Source organism: Methanomethylovorans sp., from assembly GCF_041305605.1.
Classification (GTDB): Archaea; Halobacteriota; Methanosarcinia; order Methanosarcinales; family Methanosarcinaceae; genus Methanomethylovorans.
In genome coordinates, this window is the sequence record NZ_JBFYLB010000099.1 from 1 (window position 1) to 15730 (window position 15730).

The following is a 15730-nucleotide window of genomic DNA, read 5'->3' on the forward strand; positions in this document are numbered from 1 at the left end:
TTTATGGAACCAGGATATCACTTATAGCGTGGATTACACCATTGCTGCATTCAATATCTGGCTCTATTATGTTGGCTGTATCGACCAGAATACTACCATTGTGTTTTATCTTCAAGTCTTTACCGCTTAGGGTCTTAAGGGAATCAATTTTCAGGAGATCCTGCGACATGTATTTGCCTTCAACTATATGATAATTTATAATCTCCAATAAGTACGGAATGTCAGCAAAAGCCTCCTCTATTACCTCTTCAGGTATCACCTCAAAAGCCGATTCCACTGGTGCGAACACAGTAAAAGGACCTGTATTACTGTATTTATCTACCAGCCCCAGCACTCCTGCAGCTTTAAGAAGGGTCTGAAAAGACCTTTTTTCTTCTGCAGTTCTTATTATGTTCTGTAGCTGTACCATATATTAGACCTGTAATTAAGGAGGAAAGCTTCTGACATAAAGTTTTCGTAATTGACAATCTCATCGAAAAGCATAAGAACCCATCTTTCACCTTATAACAAGGTGGTGACCATAAATCCGATAATCAAAGCAGAGGGTCTTGTCAAAAGATACAGTGAACTCACAGCCGTTAATGGCGTAAGTTTTCATGTGGAAGAAGGAGAAATGTTAGGCTTTCTTGGCCCCAACGGTGCAGGAAAGACCACCACCATGAAAATGATCCAGTGTGTTTCACCCAAAACATCAGGTAAGCTTGAGGTTTTTGGAATGGATGTATCTGTCCATCAACGTGAAATAAAAAAATACATGGGAGTTGTACCACAAGAGAACAACCTCGACCCCGATTTCACTGTGTACGAGAACCTCAGGAACTATTCCAGATATTTTGATATTCCCGGGGAAGAAGCAGAGAAACGCATAGAAGAACTTCTGAATTTCGTGCAGCTTCAGGACAAGAAGAACGCTATGACAGAAGCCCTTTCTGGCGGCATGAAACGCCGTCTTGTGCTTGCCCGGGCACTCTTGAACAACCCTCGGTTGATAGTGCTTGACGAACCCACAGTAGGCCTCGACCCCCAGGCCAGGCACCTTATATGGGATAAATTGCGGTCTCTCAAAAAAAGAGGTGTCACTATTGTGCTTACAACTCATTACCTGGATGAAGCGGAGAAGTTGTGTGACAGGCTTGTTGTAATGGATTATGGAAAAATACTTGTAGACGGTGAACCTGGCCAGATAATAAAGGACCATATAGGCACCGGCGTGGTGGAAATAGATAACCATCCTGAACTTGTGGAGTGCCTGCAAAAGAGCGATTCCAGCTATGAGGTTATGGGAGATATTATAGTGATATATACCAATGACCCAATACATATTACGGACCAGCTTAGCATGGAGTGTTCTGTGGATAAAATGACCACCCGAAAAGCAACTCTTGAAGATGTATTCCTTAAACTCACTGGCAGAAAATTGAGGGAATGAACATGTCCTACGTGAAATACTTCCAAATTCCTGAACTGGACAGAAGGCTCTTAAAGGTCTGGTTAAGGAACAAAGATGTTTTCATGAAGAACGTTAAACTTAATTTCCTGCCACCCTTCTTGGAACCCATATTATACCTGCTGGCAATGGGATTCGGGCTTGGGACATTCGTGGATGAGATAGGTGGCGTATCCTATGCGCAGTTTATAGCCCCTGCTCTAATAGCAGTGTCTGTGATGTACGCTTCTTTCTTCGAGTGTACCTATGGCTCTTACGTGAGAATGTATTACCAAAAGACATTCGATGCTATAATAGCTACTCCTCTTATTATAGAGGATGTGATCGCAGGTGAATTGTTATGGGGAGCCACACGCAGTACTATAAATGCTCTGGTAATGGTACCGGTCATTGCCGCCTTTGGGCTAATAGATCTGAAGTATTCCCTGTTAATCATTCCCTTTGCGTTTTTGGGGGGGTTGCTCTTTGCCTGCATAGGCATGTGCTTTACAGCAATGACACCAAACATCATGGCTCTTAACTACCCTGCACTGCTGTTCATTACTCCCATGTTCCTGTTCAGCGGAACGTTCTTCCCCCTAGAGGTGCTGCCTGAACCTATACAATGCTTTGCTTTGGCTTTCCTGCCACTCACGCACATCGTAAGGGTCATAAGAACACTTGCGTATGGTTCTTTAGAATTATCCCTGCTTTTCGACCTATTATGGATCTTGATAGCTTCGGTGCTTTTTTTCATACTATCTATGAATCTCATGAAGAAAAAACTTATAGTCTGATAATACCTGAAAGCGACATATTAAATTAATAATATGATATTTGGTATACGATGAATAAATCTATCCTGCTGATTGCCTGCTTGCTGGCAGTAGTTTCCCTATCAGGGTGCATAGATGAATTGGTGCCTTTGGAAAAAAACCCGGACACCCCTGATTCTTCGATGTATGAGTTGGATGTATTTCTTAATGGAAGCCAGCTCAACGGCAGTTTTGTGAGGACCAGCACTTTTTACCTGTCTACAAATTCCAGTGCAAAAGTTGTGAACATAATTGATAATGAGTCGCTGTTGGACATCATACCTCTGGAAGATATAACAAAAACGGATGTAGAGATACTATCAAACATAGTGGTCATAGCTGACTATGCCAATAATACTGATTCCTCTTTCGATCTTTTCCAGAATTATTCAAGAGAGCAAAACGTATCATCTCTTAACTACACGATCTCTGATAAAGTAACAAAGGGGCAAAAACATATCTACCTGAATTTCAGTGAACCTATCAGAGGTTATGTAGCATATACAATGACTGTACCCACAGGCCAGGATTTCCTCCACATTGCTAAGACACCATCAGTAGTCCGTATAGTGCTTCCAGAGGGCTACACTACAGGTAATTCCTTGATAGGCAGGGCAAGACCTGACCCTGATCAGATATATTTTGATGATAAAGGAAGGATGAATCTTGTGTGGTATAATATGGGCACGGAGAAAAGTTCCTTAGTAAGCATGTTCGAAACCATATTCAACACGGAAATTCAAGCACCTTCCAATACAATAAAGATCATAGGAGTGAAGTTTTACAAAGAATCTGCACCAGGACACCTTTTTGTTGCCGGAGTGATATTGGGATCCCTTGCTTTGATAGTAATTGCAGATTATCTCAAAAAGAGAAAGAAATTAAGAAAAATACGGGAACAAATCGAGGCTGGAGCAAATGGAAAAAAGCGACGTATATAATTCAATTATCCGGGTATTTGACTATACCTCTATTTCCATTCCATCAAATCCCAGAGGCAATTCTTTAGAAGCTAACTCATGTGGTGCAAAATAATGGCTCAGATGAGTAAAAACAACCTTTTTTGCGCTAATTGACCTGGCCAGGTCTAGTGCCTCTTCCGAATTCATGTGCTTTTTCACTTCCACGGTTGGCGGTACTATTGCGTCGGCGATCAGCAGATCGGGTTCCCTGATCAGTTCAAGGCTCCTGCAAGAAATATTGCGCTGTGTGTCCCCCGTAATAACTACTTTTTTGTTACCCTCTTTTATCATTACTCCAACAGGTCTTTTGGCCGGAGGATGCACCACTTCGAAGAGTGTGAATTCCAGACCTATGAGCAAAAAAGGACTGTACATCTTCACCTCATGACGCAGGGGATGCATGTAGTGCAGATATTCCAGAATGTAATCCAGAGTCTCTTTTATTCCATATACATCCACATTGTATTGCACCCTGTGGAACTCAGCAAAACCTGCAAAATGGTCATAATGAGTATGCGTCCAGATCACACCATCAACATGCCGGACATCATTACCAAGCAGCTGTAAACGTAGATCTGGACCTGTATCCACAAGCACCTTTCCTTTTTCCGACTCCACGAGGATCGAAAACCTTGTCCTCATGCTACGTCCTCCACTTTGAGCATCAATACAGGTCGGACATGTACATCCTATAACAGGAGTGCCGGGAGCATCACCTGTCCCCAGAAGAGTGATCTTCATGTGTGTTAGACCTGGTCGGAATATTCATCAGTTTTCATAACAGCCCTTTCGTTGAACGAATCAACCGCATTGAGCATATCCTGCTGGGTTAGTTCAGTCCTTTCCTCGACGAGGGCAGTAAGTACGCTTTCTCTGATGACCATCCGCAGATCAGATCCACTATACCCTTCGGTGAGAGCTGCTACCTCAAAGTTATCAAATTTACCAGGGATGGACTTCGTGATGATGTCAAGGATGTGTTTTCGCATTTCCTCATCTGGCAATGGGAAGTTCATGATCTCATCAAACCTTCTCCAGGCTGCGGAATCCAGCATTCTTGGGTGGTTGGTAGCTGCCATGAGAAGCACCCCGTCCCGTGTGAGACTTATATCGTCGATGGCCTTAAGCAAGGTATTGACAGCTCGCTTCAGTGCTGCGTGCTCATCAGATGTCCGCGTCTTGGCAACGAAATCAAACTCATCTATAAATAAGATGCAAGGATTCAGCCGTTTTGCAAGAGCGAACACTCGATCTATGTTCTTTGCAGTTTCTCCTAGGTACTGATCAGTGATCATGGAGAGCTTTACCTCTACGAAAGGTATTGCAAGGCGTTCGGACATAGCCCTTGCAACGCTGGTCTTGCCAGTACCTGGTGGGCCCACCATAAGGATTTTTCCAATATCATACAGACCTATTCTGTTCAGGTAATCCCTATATTGGATGGCCTTTACTATCTTCTCCACCTCACCCTCCTGTTCTTTGGTAAGCACAAGATCCTTCAGAGGCTGGACTATATCTTCGGGAGCCTTGATGTTGACAAGTTTAAGCATCTCTTCGCCCCCTTCCTCCGCAGCAATAGCATTTACCAGAGATTCTACCCACTCCCTGTCCACTTCCTTAGGCCTTATTTTACTGCGGGTATCAGCATAATTTACACCTTCTAGCTTCTTCTTTTCATAATAATATGCCAGACAGGGATTATGAGCTATCTTTTCAAGTGCGCCTTCCTTTTTTTCAAACCATTCAGCAGCTACTTCAAAGGCTGTGAGACGAATGCGAAAATCGCGTTCATTGGCATCTATAAAAGGCAGTGACCTGATCTCTCCCTTGAGCTCCTTTACCTCAAAGAGTTTCTCAAGATCCGAATTAGAGACTGATATCGGCCTGGGAACTGTTCTTTTTTCCCGGCTCCAGTAATTCTTCCGTATATTTTTTGGAAGATCATTTATTTCCAGTTCGGGGTATTTATTAAATATATGAGTGGTAAGCAAAAGCTCAACTATATCAAGGGTTATGTCTGCCATGTTCTAACCAATCAAAAGTGTTCTGTATTTTCAGAAGTCCATCGTTTAGACATCTTATATAAGTGCTCTTTTTAAATAAGCTTTTGTATAATTAGGAATGCGCTACACAAGCTGTAAAATCAGACTTTCTTCACTTTTCCTTTTACAGGAGAATAGAGATCCCCAGCATCCAGCAACATGGTGATTAATTTCTCGAATCTATCTCTATCAATACCCAATATTGTACATTCTTCTTTCAATTCTTCTATACTCGTTTCACCCTGATCCGAAATATTCTCTAGTATCAGCTTAACAGGATCTCTGCCTCGGATTTTTCTGCTATCAGCAGGTACAGATAAATTCAGATCATCAACACAATTATGTTTCGGAGAAATGTAGTAGTGAAGACTGTGTGCATTTATTGCATGTACTGGCCCATTTGTTTGTATCTTTGCCTGTATCAAAGTACGGGCCCTGACCACCTCATTACGGTCTTCAGAAGTGCAGATCAATTGTAGCTTCCTTACCTCCAACCTGGCACCACATCTCTGGCATTGCACGGTCCTGGAAGTACCCACTTGCATAATCTGTGCATGCATCCTGCATTTAGTACATACAATTACACCGTACATCGTAACCACTTCGGATGCCAGCTATAAATACTGTACTGTCCATAAAGACCGAAGATGTACTTTATACGTGGAGCACAAGAGAAGGACATATCCGGAATAGTTGCTATAGAAGACCTATCATTTCCTGTACCTTGGCCTGATTTTCTGTTCAGGGCTAATCTGGATAATCCTGGTTTTATCGTATACGAAGAAGAAAAGAAGATAATTGGATATGCCATATTAGGAGTTTTCATGGAAAATGCTCATTTGCTCAGTATTGCAGTGCACCCTGCACATCGCAGACACAGAGTAGGATCATTATTGTTGCAGAAGTGCATTAACATTGCACATTACCACGGATATGAGAGCATGACTCTCGAGGTCAGAGAAAAGAACGTTGAAGGGCAGATATTTTACCAAGCACATGGCTTCAAGGAAAAAGAGATAATTTCCGGCTATTATCTGGACGACAATGCTGTGAGAATGCAGTGCAAAATATGATCACTTCCCATATCTTCTCTGCCTTTTCCTAAAATCACGAAGAACTCTTAACAGATCTATTTTCCTGAAGCCGCTCCAGTTAACATCCGTGAAGAAAAGTTCTGAATATGCGGACTGCCATATCATGAAATCCGACAGGTGCTTACCTCCGGCCCTTATAACAAGGTCAGGTTCGTGTTTCAACATGAGATGAGATTCTATGGTCTTTTCGTCTATCCTTCCCGGGAGGACCTTTTTCATTTTCACATCTTCAAGTATGGCCCTTACAGCCTTTGTGATCTCACTGCGTCCACCAAAATCAATTGCCGTATATACCATAAGGTGAGAACCAGTTCTTGCATTGACAAGTTCACCTGTAGCATCATATATCTCAAAACCTACCTCTTTGGGGAGCTGTTCCATCAAAAAGATAAGAGGGTCCAGCAAGCTGGCCATCATTACAGAACGAAGGCTCTCTTCGGTATCAAGCACATCCACATATATACTTATAACTTTGATGTGCAGTTCCAGACACCAAAGAATATATGTTCTTACCTTGTCCATCCCGTTCTCGTAAAGCAGGTCACTCTCTGATATTACCAGAGTGAGATTCTCAGGAATAGCGTACGGATTGCCAGAAAGCTCTCTGAAGAGATACTTTTCGTACACTGAACTTAATATATCCCTATATTTCATATACCCAGCTTTTTCTGTTATTTTCTTTTTCTGTTACTTTGCCGTTGAGACGATCTTAACCACTGAGCCATTTGCCAACTCATGTTTTTCCCCCAATCTCATCTTTGTCTTTGCATCCACTGCATAGAGGAAACCATCGCCAATATCAGAATGTACCTTGTACGCAAGCTGATGGGCATTGGACCCTTTTTTCATCAGGAATGCATCAGGCAGCATTTTTCCATGTTTATCCGTCCATTTACCCTCATCTTCCACAGGATATACAACTATCAGATCAAGCAATTCAAATACGGCTTTATTAATGCACTCCTGAATACCTGTATTGTGCATTTTATGCAGAAAGCTGCGAATGCTCTCAAGCGCCTTCTGCTGGGCAGGACTGAGGTTCTGGACAACTATGGAAAAATCAGTGTCCCCGGGGTCATAATTGATTGCTCCTGATTTAGAAGCAGATCTGAGAGCAAGTTCAGCGGCGGCGCTTGTAGGTACAACAATTCCCCCGGTTGCTTTTAACTTCTCTAAGTTTTGGATTGGTGCAATATCAGCTTTGTTGGCTGCGATTATCATGGGCTTGCTGATAGTTCTTATCTTATCGCACAGGTCGATTATTTCTTCATCGGCCCATTTGGTAATATTATGATCAAGCTTTGTCATCAGAAGGGCTTCAATTACCTGTGATTCCTCAACTCCTGCACCGGCTAGCTGTTCTGCTAATACTTTTTCAGTCTTCAGATTTTCTCCTTGGGTCTTACGGGATAACTTCTGCCAATTGCGTTTCAGTATACCTACCATCCACATAGTGATCTCATGGTTGAGGAATTTAATATCTTCCACAGGATCATGACATCCGATATCAATAGGATTTCCCTCTATATCTGTACACCCTGCTGCGTCTATTACGTGTATGATTGCCTGAGCCTGCCTTAGATCATCAAGAAAAGTATTTCCAAGACCTTTACCTATATGCGCATCGGGTACAAGACCTGCAACATCTATGAGTTCGATAGGTACATAGCGCACTCCTTCAACACAATTACCACATCGATGATCCTTCTCCAGACAGGGACATTTTGTTCTTACATAAGTAACCCCCTTGTTGGGATGGATAGTAGTAAATGGATAGTTTGCTATTTCTACATCTGCGAGAGTGGAAGCTTTGAAAAAGGTGGATTTTCCTGAGTTGGGTTTTCCTGCAAGTCCTATGGTCATCGACATAATTCATTAAATCCACTTGTCAGGATTTAACTTTTTTTAATGCCACAGACTAATACTCCTGAATTGAACATAATATACCAACAAACTTTTATTCCAATAGTACATTAGACATGAAACCAGTTGTCCCGATAGGGTAGTGGACATCCTTGAGGCCTGCGGAGCCTTAGACCCGAGTTCAAATCTCGGTCGGGACGTAAATACTTCACTTCACCATATTTGATATATTTGTAAAATGGTGGAGTGACTTTTTTGTTTTGCTTAGAGATTATTTACTACTAACATAATCTATTTATAGGTAATATTATAATATTATTTGTATATTACATTGGTGAACAATTTTATAGAGATACTAATCTCATTGAGATTTGAGGATAATATATGTTGTACTATGAAGGCGAACTGCTGGTTGCAATAGATGTTCCTTATGTATCCACGACTTTTGCTATTGAGAAACCTACGTGGGGCAAATGCAATGTAAAATTAACAAGAGAAGGCCTTGAGATCAAATTACCAACTGAAATATTTACTATTCCTTTCACAACTATAGAACTTATTAACAGGGCTTTACCCCACTCAGTCATGAATAACATCCAATTTACCAGCAAGTACTCGTCTTTCATCGTTATAGACCATAAGAAAAATGCTACGATTGGTTATGAAGATATATTGTTCAGTACACTCTTAGCAGGTAATCAAACAGAAATTTACAAACTCCGATATTTCTTGATGGCGATTTTGGGTTTACAGGTAGATCCTCTATTAAAAGACCTCAATGTAGAAGAAGCCAGACTGCTGTCTTTACTTGATGATAATGTAAGAAATGTTGAGCAATTAACTGCAATCTTTGATGAGAATAAAGACTTACTCTATCGAACATTTTATGCATTGGTTTCAAAAAGTCTTGTTGATGACCGTGCAACTCTTACTCCTTCAGGTTTGTCGATCATTAACAAAGTAAAAGGTATTAATGAAGTAAAAAAATCAAATGAAACCGAGCTTAACGAAAAAATAGACGAGGTAGTGAAATTATGGGACGACTCTGATAGATCCATCATTGTAGATAACAAAAATAAGGTATATCTGAAATATGATGAATCGACTTTATCGGGAAGTGTTCTTACAGAGGACATGTGGAGATGCCTCCCGATAAAAGATATCAAGGAAGCTAAAATAGAGGACCTCAGAGAGTCCGGCCTGGGATTGATAATGTTCACAATGTACGATTCAACCATTTTTTTGCGGGCCTACGATGATTCTGTGATCTTTACACTTAAAGGATTACTGGATAAGAAAGAAGATATTCAAATGCGTATCTTATATTGCCTATATCTGGGAATCGTAGAAGAGACATCTATTTTGAGCATACTGGATATAAAACCACATACTTTCTTAGAACAGTATCAACAGATGGAAAAAATGGGTGTTTTGGATAATAGGATCATATCCAACAAGGGTCTCGACCTTATACGGAAAATGATAAAAGGTTATTGTACCGTACTATTGATCTATAAAGATGTGAGCACTCGCCGATTAGAACAGATGAGAATGGACAATACAAAAAAAGTGGTTATGGACAAATTAAAACAAAAACATGAGAAATCAAAGACAACCCGTTTTGCCACTCCACAATAGTTTGCCTTCCATAATTGCTCCTTAATATCGAATATCCTTAATTGGCCTATTAGATACATCTCAGATGCAGGTCCTCACAGACAAAATGGCCTACGTTCGAATGATTGGCTGGCGGGTAAATAGTACCATAAAATTTGAGATAATGAATTCAACCTCTTTTTATTTATTGGTTCAAAGTACCCTCAATACATTATTGACCTGTGAAATAGCAAAGACAAGATCTTCAATGCTTCCTTTTCCAAGCATTCCTTCTTCATGCACATCAGCAAGCTCCTGGATGGAAGTTTCCAAGCTGTCAAAAGCTGAGTGCACATTAAGGTCATCGTCCATGTGCCTGTTGAAGGTAGGAACAATTTCTTTAATCAATCCTGAGGCTTTATGATCCTCTACACTCTTTCCTGATGATTCAGATTTCAGTTTTTCTATAGTATTAACTAGATTCCTTAAATGTTGTGTCCTTTGTTCCATCGCTTTAAGGGTAAAGTTCAAACGTTTCCTGTAATGGCCGTATATAAGGAAAAAGCGAACCTCTTTTCCAGAATAACCATTGGCAATCAAATTCTCCGGATATATGACGTTACCTCTGCTCTTAGACATTTTCTTCCCCTCAACTAGTAGATGAGCACCGTGCAACCAGTAATGAGAAAGTGTTTTTCCAGTAGCAGATTCCATTATTGCTATATTATAATCGTGATGCCTTACAAGATTATCTTCGCCCCCACACCAGATATCCACTGTAGGACCAAGAGTATCACATACCATGGCCGGATCCTGGATGTTCCATGAGGGCCTGCCCCTTCCTATGGATGATTCCCAGGATAAACCTGTTTCATTCCGGTTCCCATGCCAGAGAACAAAGTCACCTATATTCCAGTTGCTACCTGGATATGTATCCTTATGAAAACGCCTCATCTTTGCAGGCCAGTCAGAACTTTTCAGGTGACCCAGCCTCCCAAAATTTTTGAAAGACCTGAGATCAAAGTATATATTCCCTTTATACACGTAAGCATGTCCGTTCTGAAGTAGCCTTTCGATTATTTTCACAGCCATGTCAACGGAAGTGGAAGATCGGGGGTTGTGCGTAGGCTTTTTGATCTCAAGGGCAGTGATATCCATGAAGAATTTAGCAGCACAACTGTTGGTCAGGCTGAAGATATCTGTCAGGTTCTTCTTTGCCTCACTTATAGTCTTGTCTTCTATATCTGTGAAATTGAGAGTCCTTTCCACATCATACCCGGAATGTTCCAAGTAACGTAAAAGAATATCCTCAAAAAGAAATGTACGATAATTACCCAAGTGTGCAGGTTGGTAGATAGATGGTCCACATGTGAACATCTTTACTTTTCCATGCTCTGTGGGTTCAAATATCTCAATGTCCTGAGTCATGCTGTTATATAATCTAAGCAAAGGCAACCCCCTGTATATTCTTAATTATGGTACTAACTTATAAAGAATTAGGTGGGATACGAGCAGCAAAAGTTATTACCAAGAATATAAGCTGCAACATGATTTTTTGCACATAGCACATACAAAAAGATATATATTTGACAGTAAGAGTAATTGATTTTTGTTTATTAACTCTATTATTATAATGAGGGACATATCATACAATATGCATATATTTATATAGGTTCCCCTTTTAGATGAACATCGCTCCTTTAAAAGATGAGCATTAAAAACTAACTAAGTGGTATTGATCATGCAAAAACAGAGATTAATTCCTGTTGTACTTCTGGTCGCGTTGATTTTTTTTGCAAGCGGTCTTATGTACCATCTTCCTGAGGGTGGAAATGTTTCACCTATAAACGACGTGGATTCCAACAGTAGCAGTATTGCACTACTTTCTGCGAATGTACAGAATTCACAGAATGGAAAAGTGGCTGTAACTACACTCATCACTGAGCCAGTTTTAACTGACTCTGCTGTGGATCTTTCAGAGAGAACGTCTAATTCGTACTATGGAGAAGGAAGTGATCTGATACGTTCTGCTACAAAAAAAGTATATGTATTTTCCATGTCAACATTCACAAAAACCGAACTTGAAGATGAATCTGCTGGTGAAACCACTGAGACTGGGGTGATATAAATGCAACTCAAGTTAAGTGGATCGATATATTTTGGAGTCATATTATTTTGTATGATAATGATTGCAGGAATAGGCTCAGCTGAAGAACTCAACGTGGACTTTGTTAGCCAAATTGATGAAAATACCTACAATGCTGCCAGTATTACCAATGCTTTGGTAACACAGGACCAGGATATTGTCAGTCACTTTGGTGGAAGCATTTCCAACGTTGTAGTAGTTGGAAACTATGCGTATGCCGGACAGGGACAGGATATGCTGGTGATTGATATCTCTGATTCCTCTAATCCATCAGAAGTGGGAAGATTAACTACATCATCAGTAGTCAATGACATTGCTGTAGCAGGCAATTACGCATATGTAGCAGATGGGGAAAATGGACTTGTGGTGGTGGACATCACTAACCCGGCACTACCAACGATAGTGGGAACTTACGCCTATAGTTCAGGGTCTGCATATGGGGTTGCTGTAGCAGGCAATTATGCATACGTAGCTAACGGGAACAGTGGACTTATAATTATGGATATTGCGAATCCAGCAGCACCAACCTTTAAAGGAAGATACGATACTTCGAATGCAAAAAATGTGGCTTTATCAGGCAATTATGCTTACATAGCAGACGACACCAATGGCCTTGTAATAGTGGACATAACAAACCCGGCTGCACCTATACCTGCAAGCTCTTATGATACTGTAAAAGCAAATGCTATTACTGTATCCGGAAATTATGCATACATAGCTGATGATAGTAACGGCCTTGTAATAGTGGAGATCACAAACCCGGCAGTTTCAACGTATATAGGTAAGTATGATACTACGGGAAATGCAACCGGTGTTACTGTAGCGGGAAGCTATGCATACGTAGCAGATGGTGACAATGGCCTTTCAATAGTGAACATAGCCAATCCAGCAGCGCCATCCGGTACAGCAACCTATACTGCTACTGAAGGACATGCATACGAGGTTGCGGTAGCAGGGAACTATGCATACGTAGCCTATGGCAGAAGTGGTCTTGCAATAGTAAATATTTCAAATCCTTCATCTCCAACCCGTGCAGGAGTTTATGATATTGCTGGTTTTGCATCAGGTGTTGCAATATCAGAAAATTACGCATACGTAGCCTATGGATACATGGGCCTTACAGTTGTGGATATCGCAAACCCAGCGGCACCAAGCCGTGCAGGAAGTTACATAACTACGGGTTATGCACATGATGTTGCTGTAGCAGGGAACTATGCATACCTAGCAGATGGAAATAGTGGCCTTATAATAGTGGATATTAAGAATCCTGCCAAACCAACCCTTGAAGGAAGTTATGATACTGCTGGTCATGCGTGGGGTATTGCTGTATCAGAAAACTATGCATACGTAGCAGATGGGAACAATGGACTTGTAATTATAGATACCACAAATAAGGCTGCACCAACACTTACCGGAAGTTACGATACCCCTGGTAATGCAGAAACTGTTGCAATAGCTGGTAATTATGCGTATGTGGCAGATGGAAACAGTGGCCTTGTGGTTCTGGACATTACCAATCCGGCATCACCTGTTCTTAAAGGAAGCTATGATACGCCTGGTTATGCATATGGTATTTCTGTAACTGGCAATTATGCATATGTAGCAGATGGAATTGATGGCCTTGTAATTCTGGATATCACAAACTCAGCGGCACCATCACTTGTAGGCAGCTATGACACTACTTTTGCACAGAACATTGCAGTATCCGGTAATTATGCATACGTAGCAGATGACAGTAATGGGCTTGTTATAGCGGACATAACTAACCCTGCCGCACCAACGCTTGCGGGCAGCTATAATACTCCCGGTTATGGATATGGTGTTACCGTAGCAGGCAATTACGTGTACATAGCTGATTTCAATAATGGCCTGGTCATCCTTCAGGTGGATAACGGGCCAAACGGCTCTGACACAACAGCGCCAGCTTCCGTAACATCTTTGAATGAGATCAGTACAGGTCAAAACTGGATCATGTGGACATGGATAAACCCCACTGACACTGACTTCAGTCATGTGATGGTATATATTGATGGTGTTTTTGCCACCAACACGTCTGAAGGTTATTACAACTCAACCGGCCTCGCTGAAGGGACCGCACATGTCATAAGTACCAAAACCGTGGATATATCCGGAAACATAAATCCTGCAGCGGTTGAAGATCCGGCAACAACTATACTTCCAACAGATGGAGTTCCACCCGAATCTATAACAAACCTTGAGGAAACCGATGCAGATTCTGACTGGATCAACTGGGAATGGACAAACCCCACTGATGCTGACTTCAGCCATGTGATGATATATATTGATGGCTTATTTGTTACAAATACAGCAGATAGCTCGATAAATACCTATAACGCAACAGGACTTTCCGAAGAAGTTACTTACACCATCAGTATACAAACAGTAGACACTTCAGGAACTGTCAATTCAGTATGGGTTAATGACTCAGCTACTACAATGAGACTTCCAAAGATTTTAAATCTAGCTGGGACAAATATCACTAAAAATTCCATCACACTGACATGGGAAAACTCGGACGACACCAGCAGGATTCAAATAAGCCGAAATGACGTGGTCCTTGGTAATGTGAGTGGGGAAACGTCTTATGTAGACAGTAATTTGAGCAGTGGCAGGAGTTATACATATACTCTTATTCCCTACAATAATGAAGAACTGGAAGGCAGAGCAGTAAGTGCTAAACTCAGAACCAAGTCAAGCAGCAGTGGAGGAGGAGGAAGCAGCAGTAAAAAGAGTAGCAGTGGAGGAAGCGGAGGTGCAGCCTCCGTAGAAGACTTTGCTAACCTGGCAATGAAAGATGTTGCAAACACTTACCTCATGATGGACGCAAACGCCACCTATCAATTCACAAGGGAAGGAAACCCTGTACAATCAATAAGTTTGTATTCCCTTAAGAACTCCGGCCAGATCACTTCCACAATAGAAGTGCTGAACAACAGATCAAAACTGGTTAACAGTACTCCTGAAGAATCCATATATAAATATATCAATATATGGGTAGGTAAGGCAGGATTTGCTACTTCAGCCAACATAAAGGATGCACAGGTAACATTCAAAGTTAACAGTTCCTGGATCCAGCAGATGGGGCTGAGTCCGGAAGACATTGGACTGCAAAGATATAATGGGACTGCATGGGAAGAATTGCCTACCACGATAGTAAGTGACTCAACAGATTATGTTGTATTCGAGTCTCATACACCAGGGTTCTCACCGTTTGCGATAACTGCTGAAAAAGCACTTCAATCGCCTATAAGCAATGAAGCCGATGCACAGAGTGAGGGGAATGGTAACGTCACTAAGCCAACCGAAGAGACGAAAACTCCAGGTTTTGAAGCACTGTTTGCAGTTGCAGGGCTGCTTGCAGTTGTGTACTTCATAAGAAGAAACTAAGATTTGAAATAAGAAGGGTTAAACCCTTCTTTTAATCTTTTTGAGTGATTTACGCTATTTTTTGCACCATTTCTAAAAGCATCCGGGGACACTTCCCGAAATCTTGAAGCGAACAATAGAGGAGTTCTAAAAAGCCTTCTTTTGTCATACTCTATAATAATATTGACAGCCGGTTTCCAAAATATACATAGACTTATATATGGGAACTTCTCCTTTCAATGACGGAGTATTAAAAGTTTAAGTGGTGTCGATCATGCAAAAACAGGTCTTTATTCCTGTTATACTTCTCATCGCAGGAATCATTCGGTTAAGCGATGGAAGTTACCATTTTCAGAAAATGGAAATGCTTCACATATGGATGATGCTTATTTCAGCAGC

14 protein-coding genes and 1 tRNA gene are annotated in these 15730 nt (G+C 41.2%); 8 read left to right on the forward strand and 7 right to left on the reverse strand.

Features of this window, described 5'->3' with window-relative positions; translation table 11 throughout:
• Position 1 precedes the first annotated feature (1 nt).
• The gene (locus ACCM36_RS06370; protein WP_370572913.1) at positions 2 to 409 is read right to left on the reverse strand and encodes a fasciclin domain-containing protein; all 408 of its coding nucleotides are present in this window, start codon (positions 407 to 409) and stop codon (positions 2 to 4) included.
• 105 nt (positions 410 to 514) lie between these two features.
• On the opposite strand from ACCM36_RS06370, the gene ACCM36_RS06375 reads away from it, so the two are divergent.
• From ACCM36_RS06375 to ACCM36_RS06385, 3 genes are read left to right on the forward strand one after another with little or no spacing between them, the layout of a single operon-like run.
• Positions 515 to 1429, forward strand: coding sequence for an ABC transporter ATP-binding protein (locus ACCM36_RS06375; protein WP_370572914.1), 915 nt, complete (start codon positions 515 to 517; stop codon positions 1427 to 1429).
• A 2-nt stretch (positions 1430 to 1431) separates the two neighbouring features.
• Positions 1432 to 2223, forward strand: coding sequence for an ABC transporter permease (locus tag ACCM36_RS06380; RefSeq protein WP_370572915.1), 792 nt, complete (start codon positions 1432 to 1434; stop codon positions 2221 to 2223).
• 50 nt (positions 2224 to 2273) lie between these two features.
• A complete protein-coding gene (locus ACCM36_RS06385; protein WP_370572916.1) occupies positions 2274 to 3182 on the forward strand; it encodes a DUF5803 family protein in 909 nt (302 codons plus the stop codon).
• Positions 3183 to 3203: 21 nt separating this feature from the next.
• Here the strand turns inward: ACCM36_RS06385 and ACCM36_RS06390 are convergent, their stop codons facing one another.
• The 3 genes from ACCM36_RS06390 to ACCM36_RS06400 form a co-directional block, all read right to left on the reverse strand.
• The gene (locus ACCM36_RS06390) at positions 3204 to 3944 is read right to left on the reverse strand and encodes an MBL fold metallo-hydrolase (protein ID WP_370572917.1); all 741 of its coding nucleotides are present in this window, start codon (positions 3942 to 3944) and stop codon (positions 3204 to 3206) included.
• Positions 3945 to 3949: 5 nt separating this feature from the next.
• Positions 3950 to 5227, reverse strand: a complete 1278-nt coding sequence (locus ACCM36_RS06395) for an ATP-binding protein (RefSeq protein ID WP_370572918.1) — start codon at positions 5225 to 5227, stop codon at positions 3950 to 3952.
• A 119-nt stretch (positions 5228 to 5346) separates the two neighbouring features.
• Complete coding sequence (locus ACCM36_RS06400; RefSeq protein ID WP_370572919.1) at positions 5347 to 5838, reverse strand: hypothetical protein; 492 nt, start codon at positions 5836 to 5838, stop codon at positions 5347 to 5349.
• A gap of 54 nt (positions 5839 to 5892) precedes the next feature.
• Between ACCM36_RS06400 and rimI the strand changes: the two genes are divergently transcribed.
• The gene (gene rimI / locus ACCM36_RS06405) at positions 5893 to 6318 is read left to right on the forward strand and encodes a ribosomal protein S18-alanine N-acetyltransferase (protein WP_370572920.1); all 426 of its coding nucleotides are present in this window, start codon (positions 5893 to 5895) and stop codon (positions 6316 to 6318) included.
• Here rimI and ACCM36_RS06410 read toward each other — a convergent pair whose 3' ends face one another.
• Together ACCM36_RS06410 and ACCM36_RS06415 are read right to left on the reverse strand one after the other, a co-directional pair.
• Positions 6319 to 6993 carry an undecaprenyl diphosphate synthase family protein gene (locus tag ACCM36_RS06410; protein ID WP_370572921.1) on the reverse strand — a complete coding sequence of 225 codons (675 nt, stop codon included), beginning with the start codon at positions 6991 to 6993 and terminating at the stop codon, positions 6319 to 6321.
• A gap of 33 nt (positions 6994 to 7026) precedes the next feature.
• Positions 7027 to 8208 (reverse strand): redox-regulated ATPase YchF, encoded by a 1182-nt coding sequence (locus ACCM36_RS06415; protein WP_370572922.1) that lies wholly within the window; start codon positions 8206 to 8208, stop codon positions 7027 to 7029.
• Positions 8209 to 8330: 122 nt separating this feature from the next.
• Here ACCM36_RS06415 and ACCM36_RS06420 point away from each other — a divergent pair.
• A tRNA-Arg gene (locus ACCM36_RS06420) sits at positions 8331 to 8402 on the forward strand.
• Positions 8403 to 8586: 184 nt separating this feature from the next.
• Positions 8587 to 9840 (forward strand): hypothetical protein, encoded by a 1254-nt coding sequence (locus tag ACCM36_RS06425; protein ID WP_370572924.1) that lies wholly within the window; start codon positions 8587 to 8589, stop codon positions 9838 to 9840.
• Positions 9841 to 10011: 171 nt separating this feature from the next.
• Here the strand turns inward: ACCM36_RS06425 and ACCM36_RS06430 are convergent, their stop codons facing one another.
• The gene (locus ACCM36_RS06430; protein WP_370572925.1) at positions 10012 to 11226 is read right to left on the reverse strand and encodes a class I tRNA ligase family protein; all 1215 of its coding nucleotides are present in this window, start codon (positions 11224 to 11226) and stop codon (positions 10012 to 10014) included.
• A 313-nt stretch (positions 11227 to 11539) separates the two neighbouring features.
• On the opposite strand from ACCM36_RS06430, the gene ACCM36_RS06435 reads away from it, so the two are divergent.
• A complete protein-coding gene (locus ACCM36_RS06435) occupies positions 11540 to 11926 on the forward strand; it encodes a hypothetical protein (RefSeq protein WP_370572926.1) in 387 nt (128 codons plus the stop codon).
• Positions 11927 to 11977: 51 nt separating this feature from the next.
• The gene (locus ACCM36_RS06440; protein WP_370572927.1) at positions 11978 to 15352 is read left to right on the forward strand and encodes a PGF-pre-PGF domain-containing protein; all 3375 of its coding nucleotides are present in this window, start codon (positions 11978 to 11980) and stop codon (positions 15350 to 15352) included.
• Positions 15353 to 15730 lie beyond the last annotated feature (378 nt).

Coding starts and splice junctions, on each gene's coding strand:
- ACCM36_RS06395 (WP_370572918.1), bottom strand. CDS start 5,227: ATGGCAGACATAACCCTTGATATAGTTGAGCTTTTGCTTACCACTCAT.
- rimI (WP_370572920.1), top strand. CDS start 5,893: ATGTACTTTATACGTGGAGCACAAGAGAAGGACATATCCGGAATAGTT.
- ACCM36_RS06430 (WP_370572925.1), bottom strand. CDS start 11,226: ATGACTCAGGACATTGAGATATTTGAACCCACAGAGCATGGAAAAGTA.
- ACCM36_RS06400 (WP_370572919.1), bottom strand. CDS start 5,838: ATGTACGGTGTAATTGTATGTACTAAATGCAGGATGCATGCACAGATT.
- ACCM36_RS06370 (WP_370572913.1), bottom strand. CDS start 409: ATGGTACAGCTACAGAACATAATAAGAACTGCAGAAGAAAAAAGGTCT.
- ACCM36_RS06435 (WP_370572926.1), top strand. CDS start 11,540: ATGCAAAAACAGAGATTAATTCCTGTTGTACTTCTGGTCGCGTTGATT.
- ACCM36_RS06440 (WP_370572927.1), top strand. CDS start 11,978: ATGATAATGATTGCAGGAATAGGCTCAGCTGAAGAACTCAACGTGGAC.
- ACCM36_RS06425 (WP_370572924.1), top strand. CDS start 8,587: ATGTTGTACTATGAAGGCGAACTGCTGGTTGCAATAGATGTTCCTTAT.
- ACCM36_RS06410 (WP_370572921.1), bottom strand. CDS start 6,993: ATGAAATATAGGGATATATTAAGTTCAGTGTACGAAAAGTATCTCTTC.
- ACCM36_RS06390 (WP_370572917.1), bottom strand. CDS start 3,944: ATGAAGATCACTCTTCTGGGGACAGGTGATGCTCCCGGCACTCCTGTT.
- ACCM36_RS06380 (WP_370572915.1), top strand. CDS start 1,432: ATGTCCTACGTGAAATACTTCCAAATTCCTGAACTGGACAGAAGGCTC.
- ACCM36_RS06385 (WP_370572916.1), top strand. CDS start 2,274: ATGAATAAATCTATCCTGCTGATTGCCTGCTTGCTGGCAGTAGTTTCC.
- ACCM36_RS06415 (WP_370572922.1), bottom strand. CDS start 8,208: ATGTCGATGACCATAGGACTTGCAGGAAAACCCAACTCAGGAAAATCC.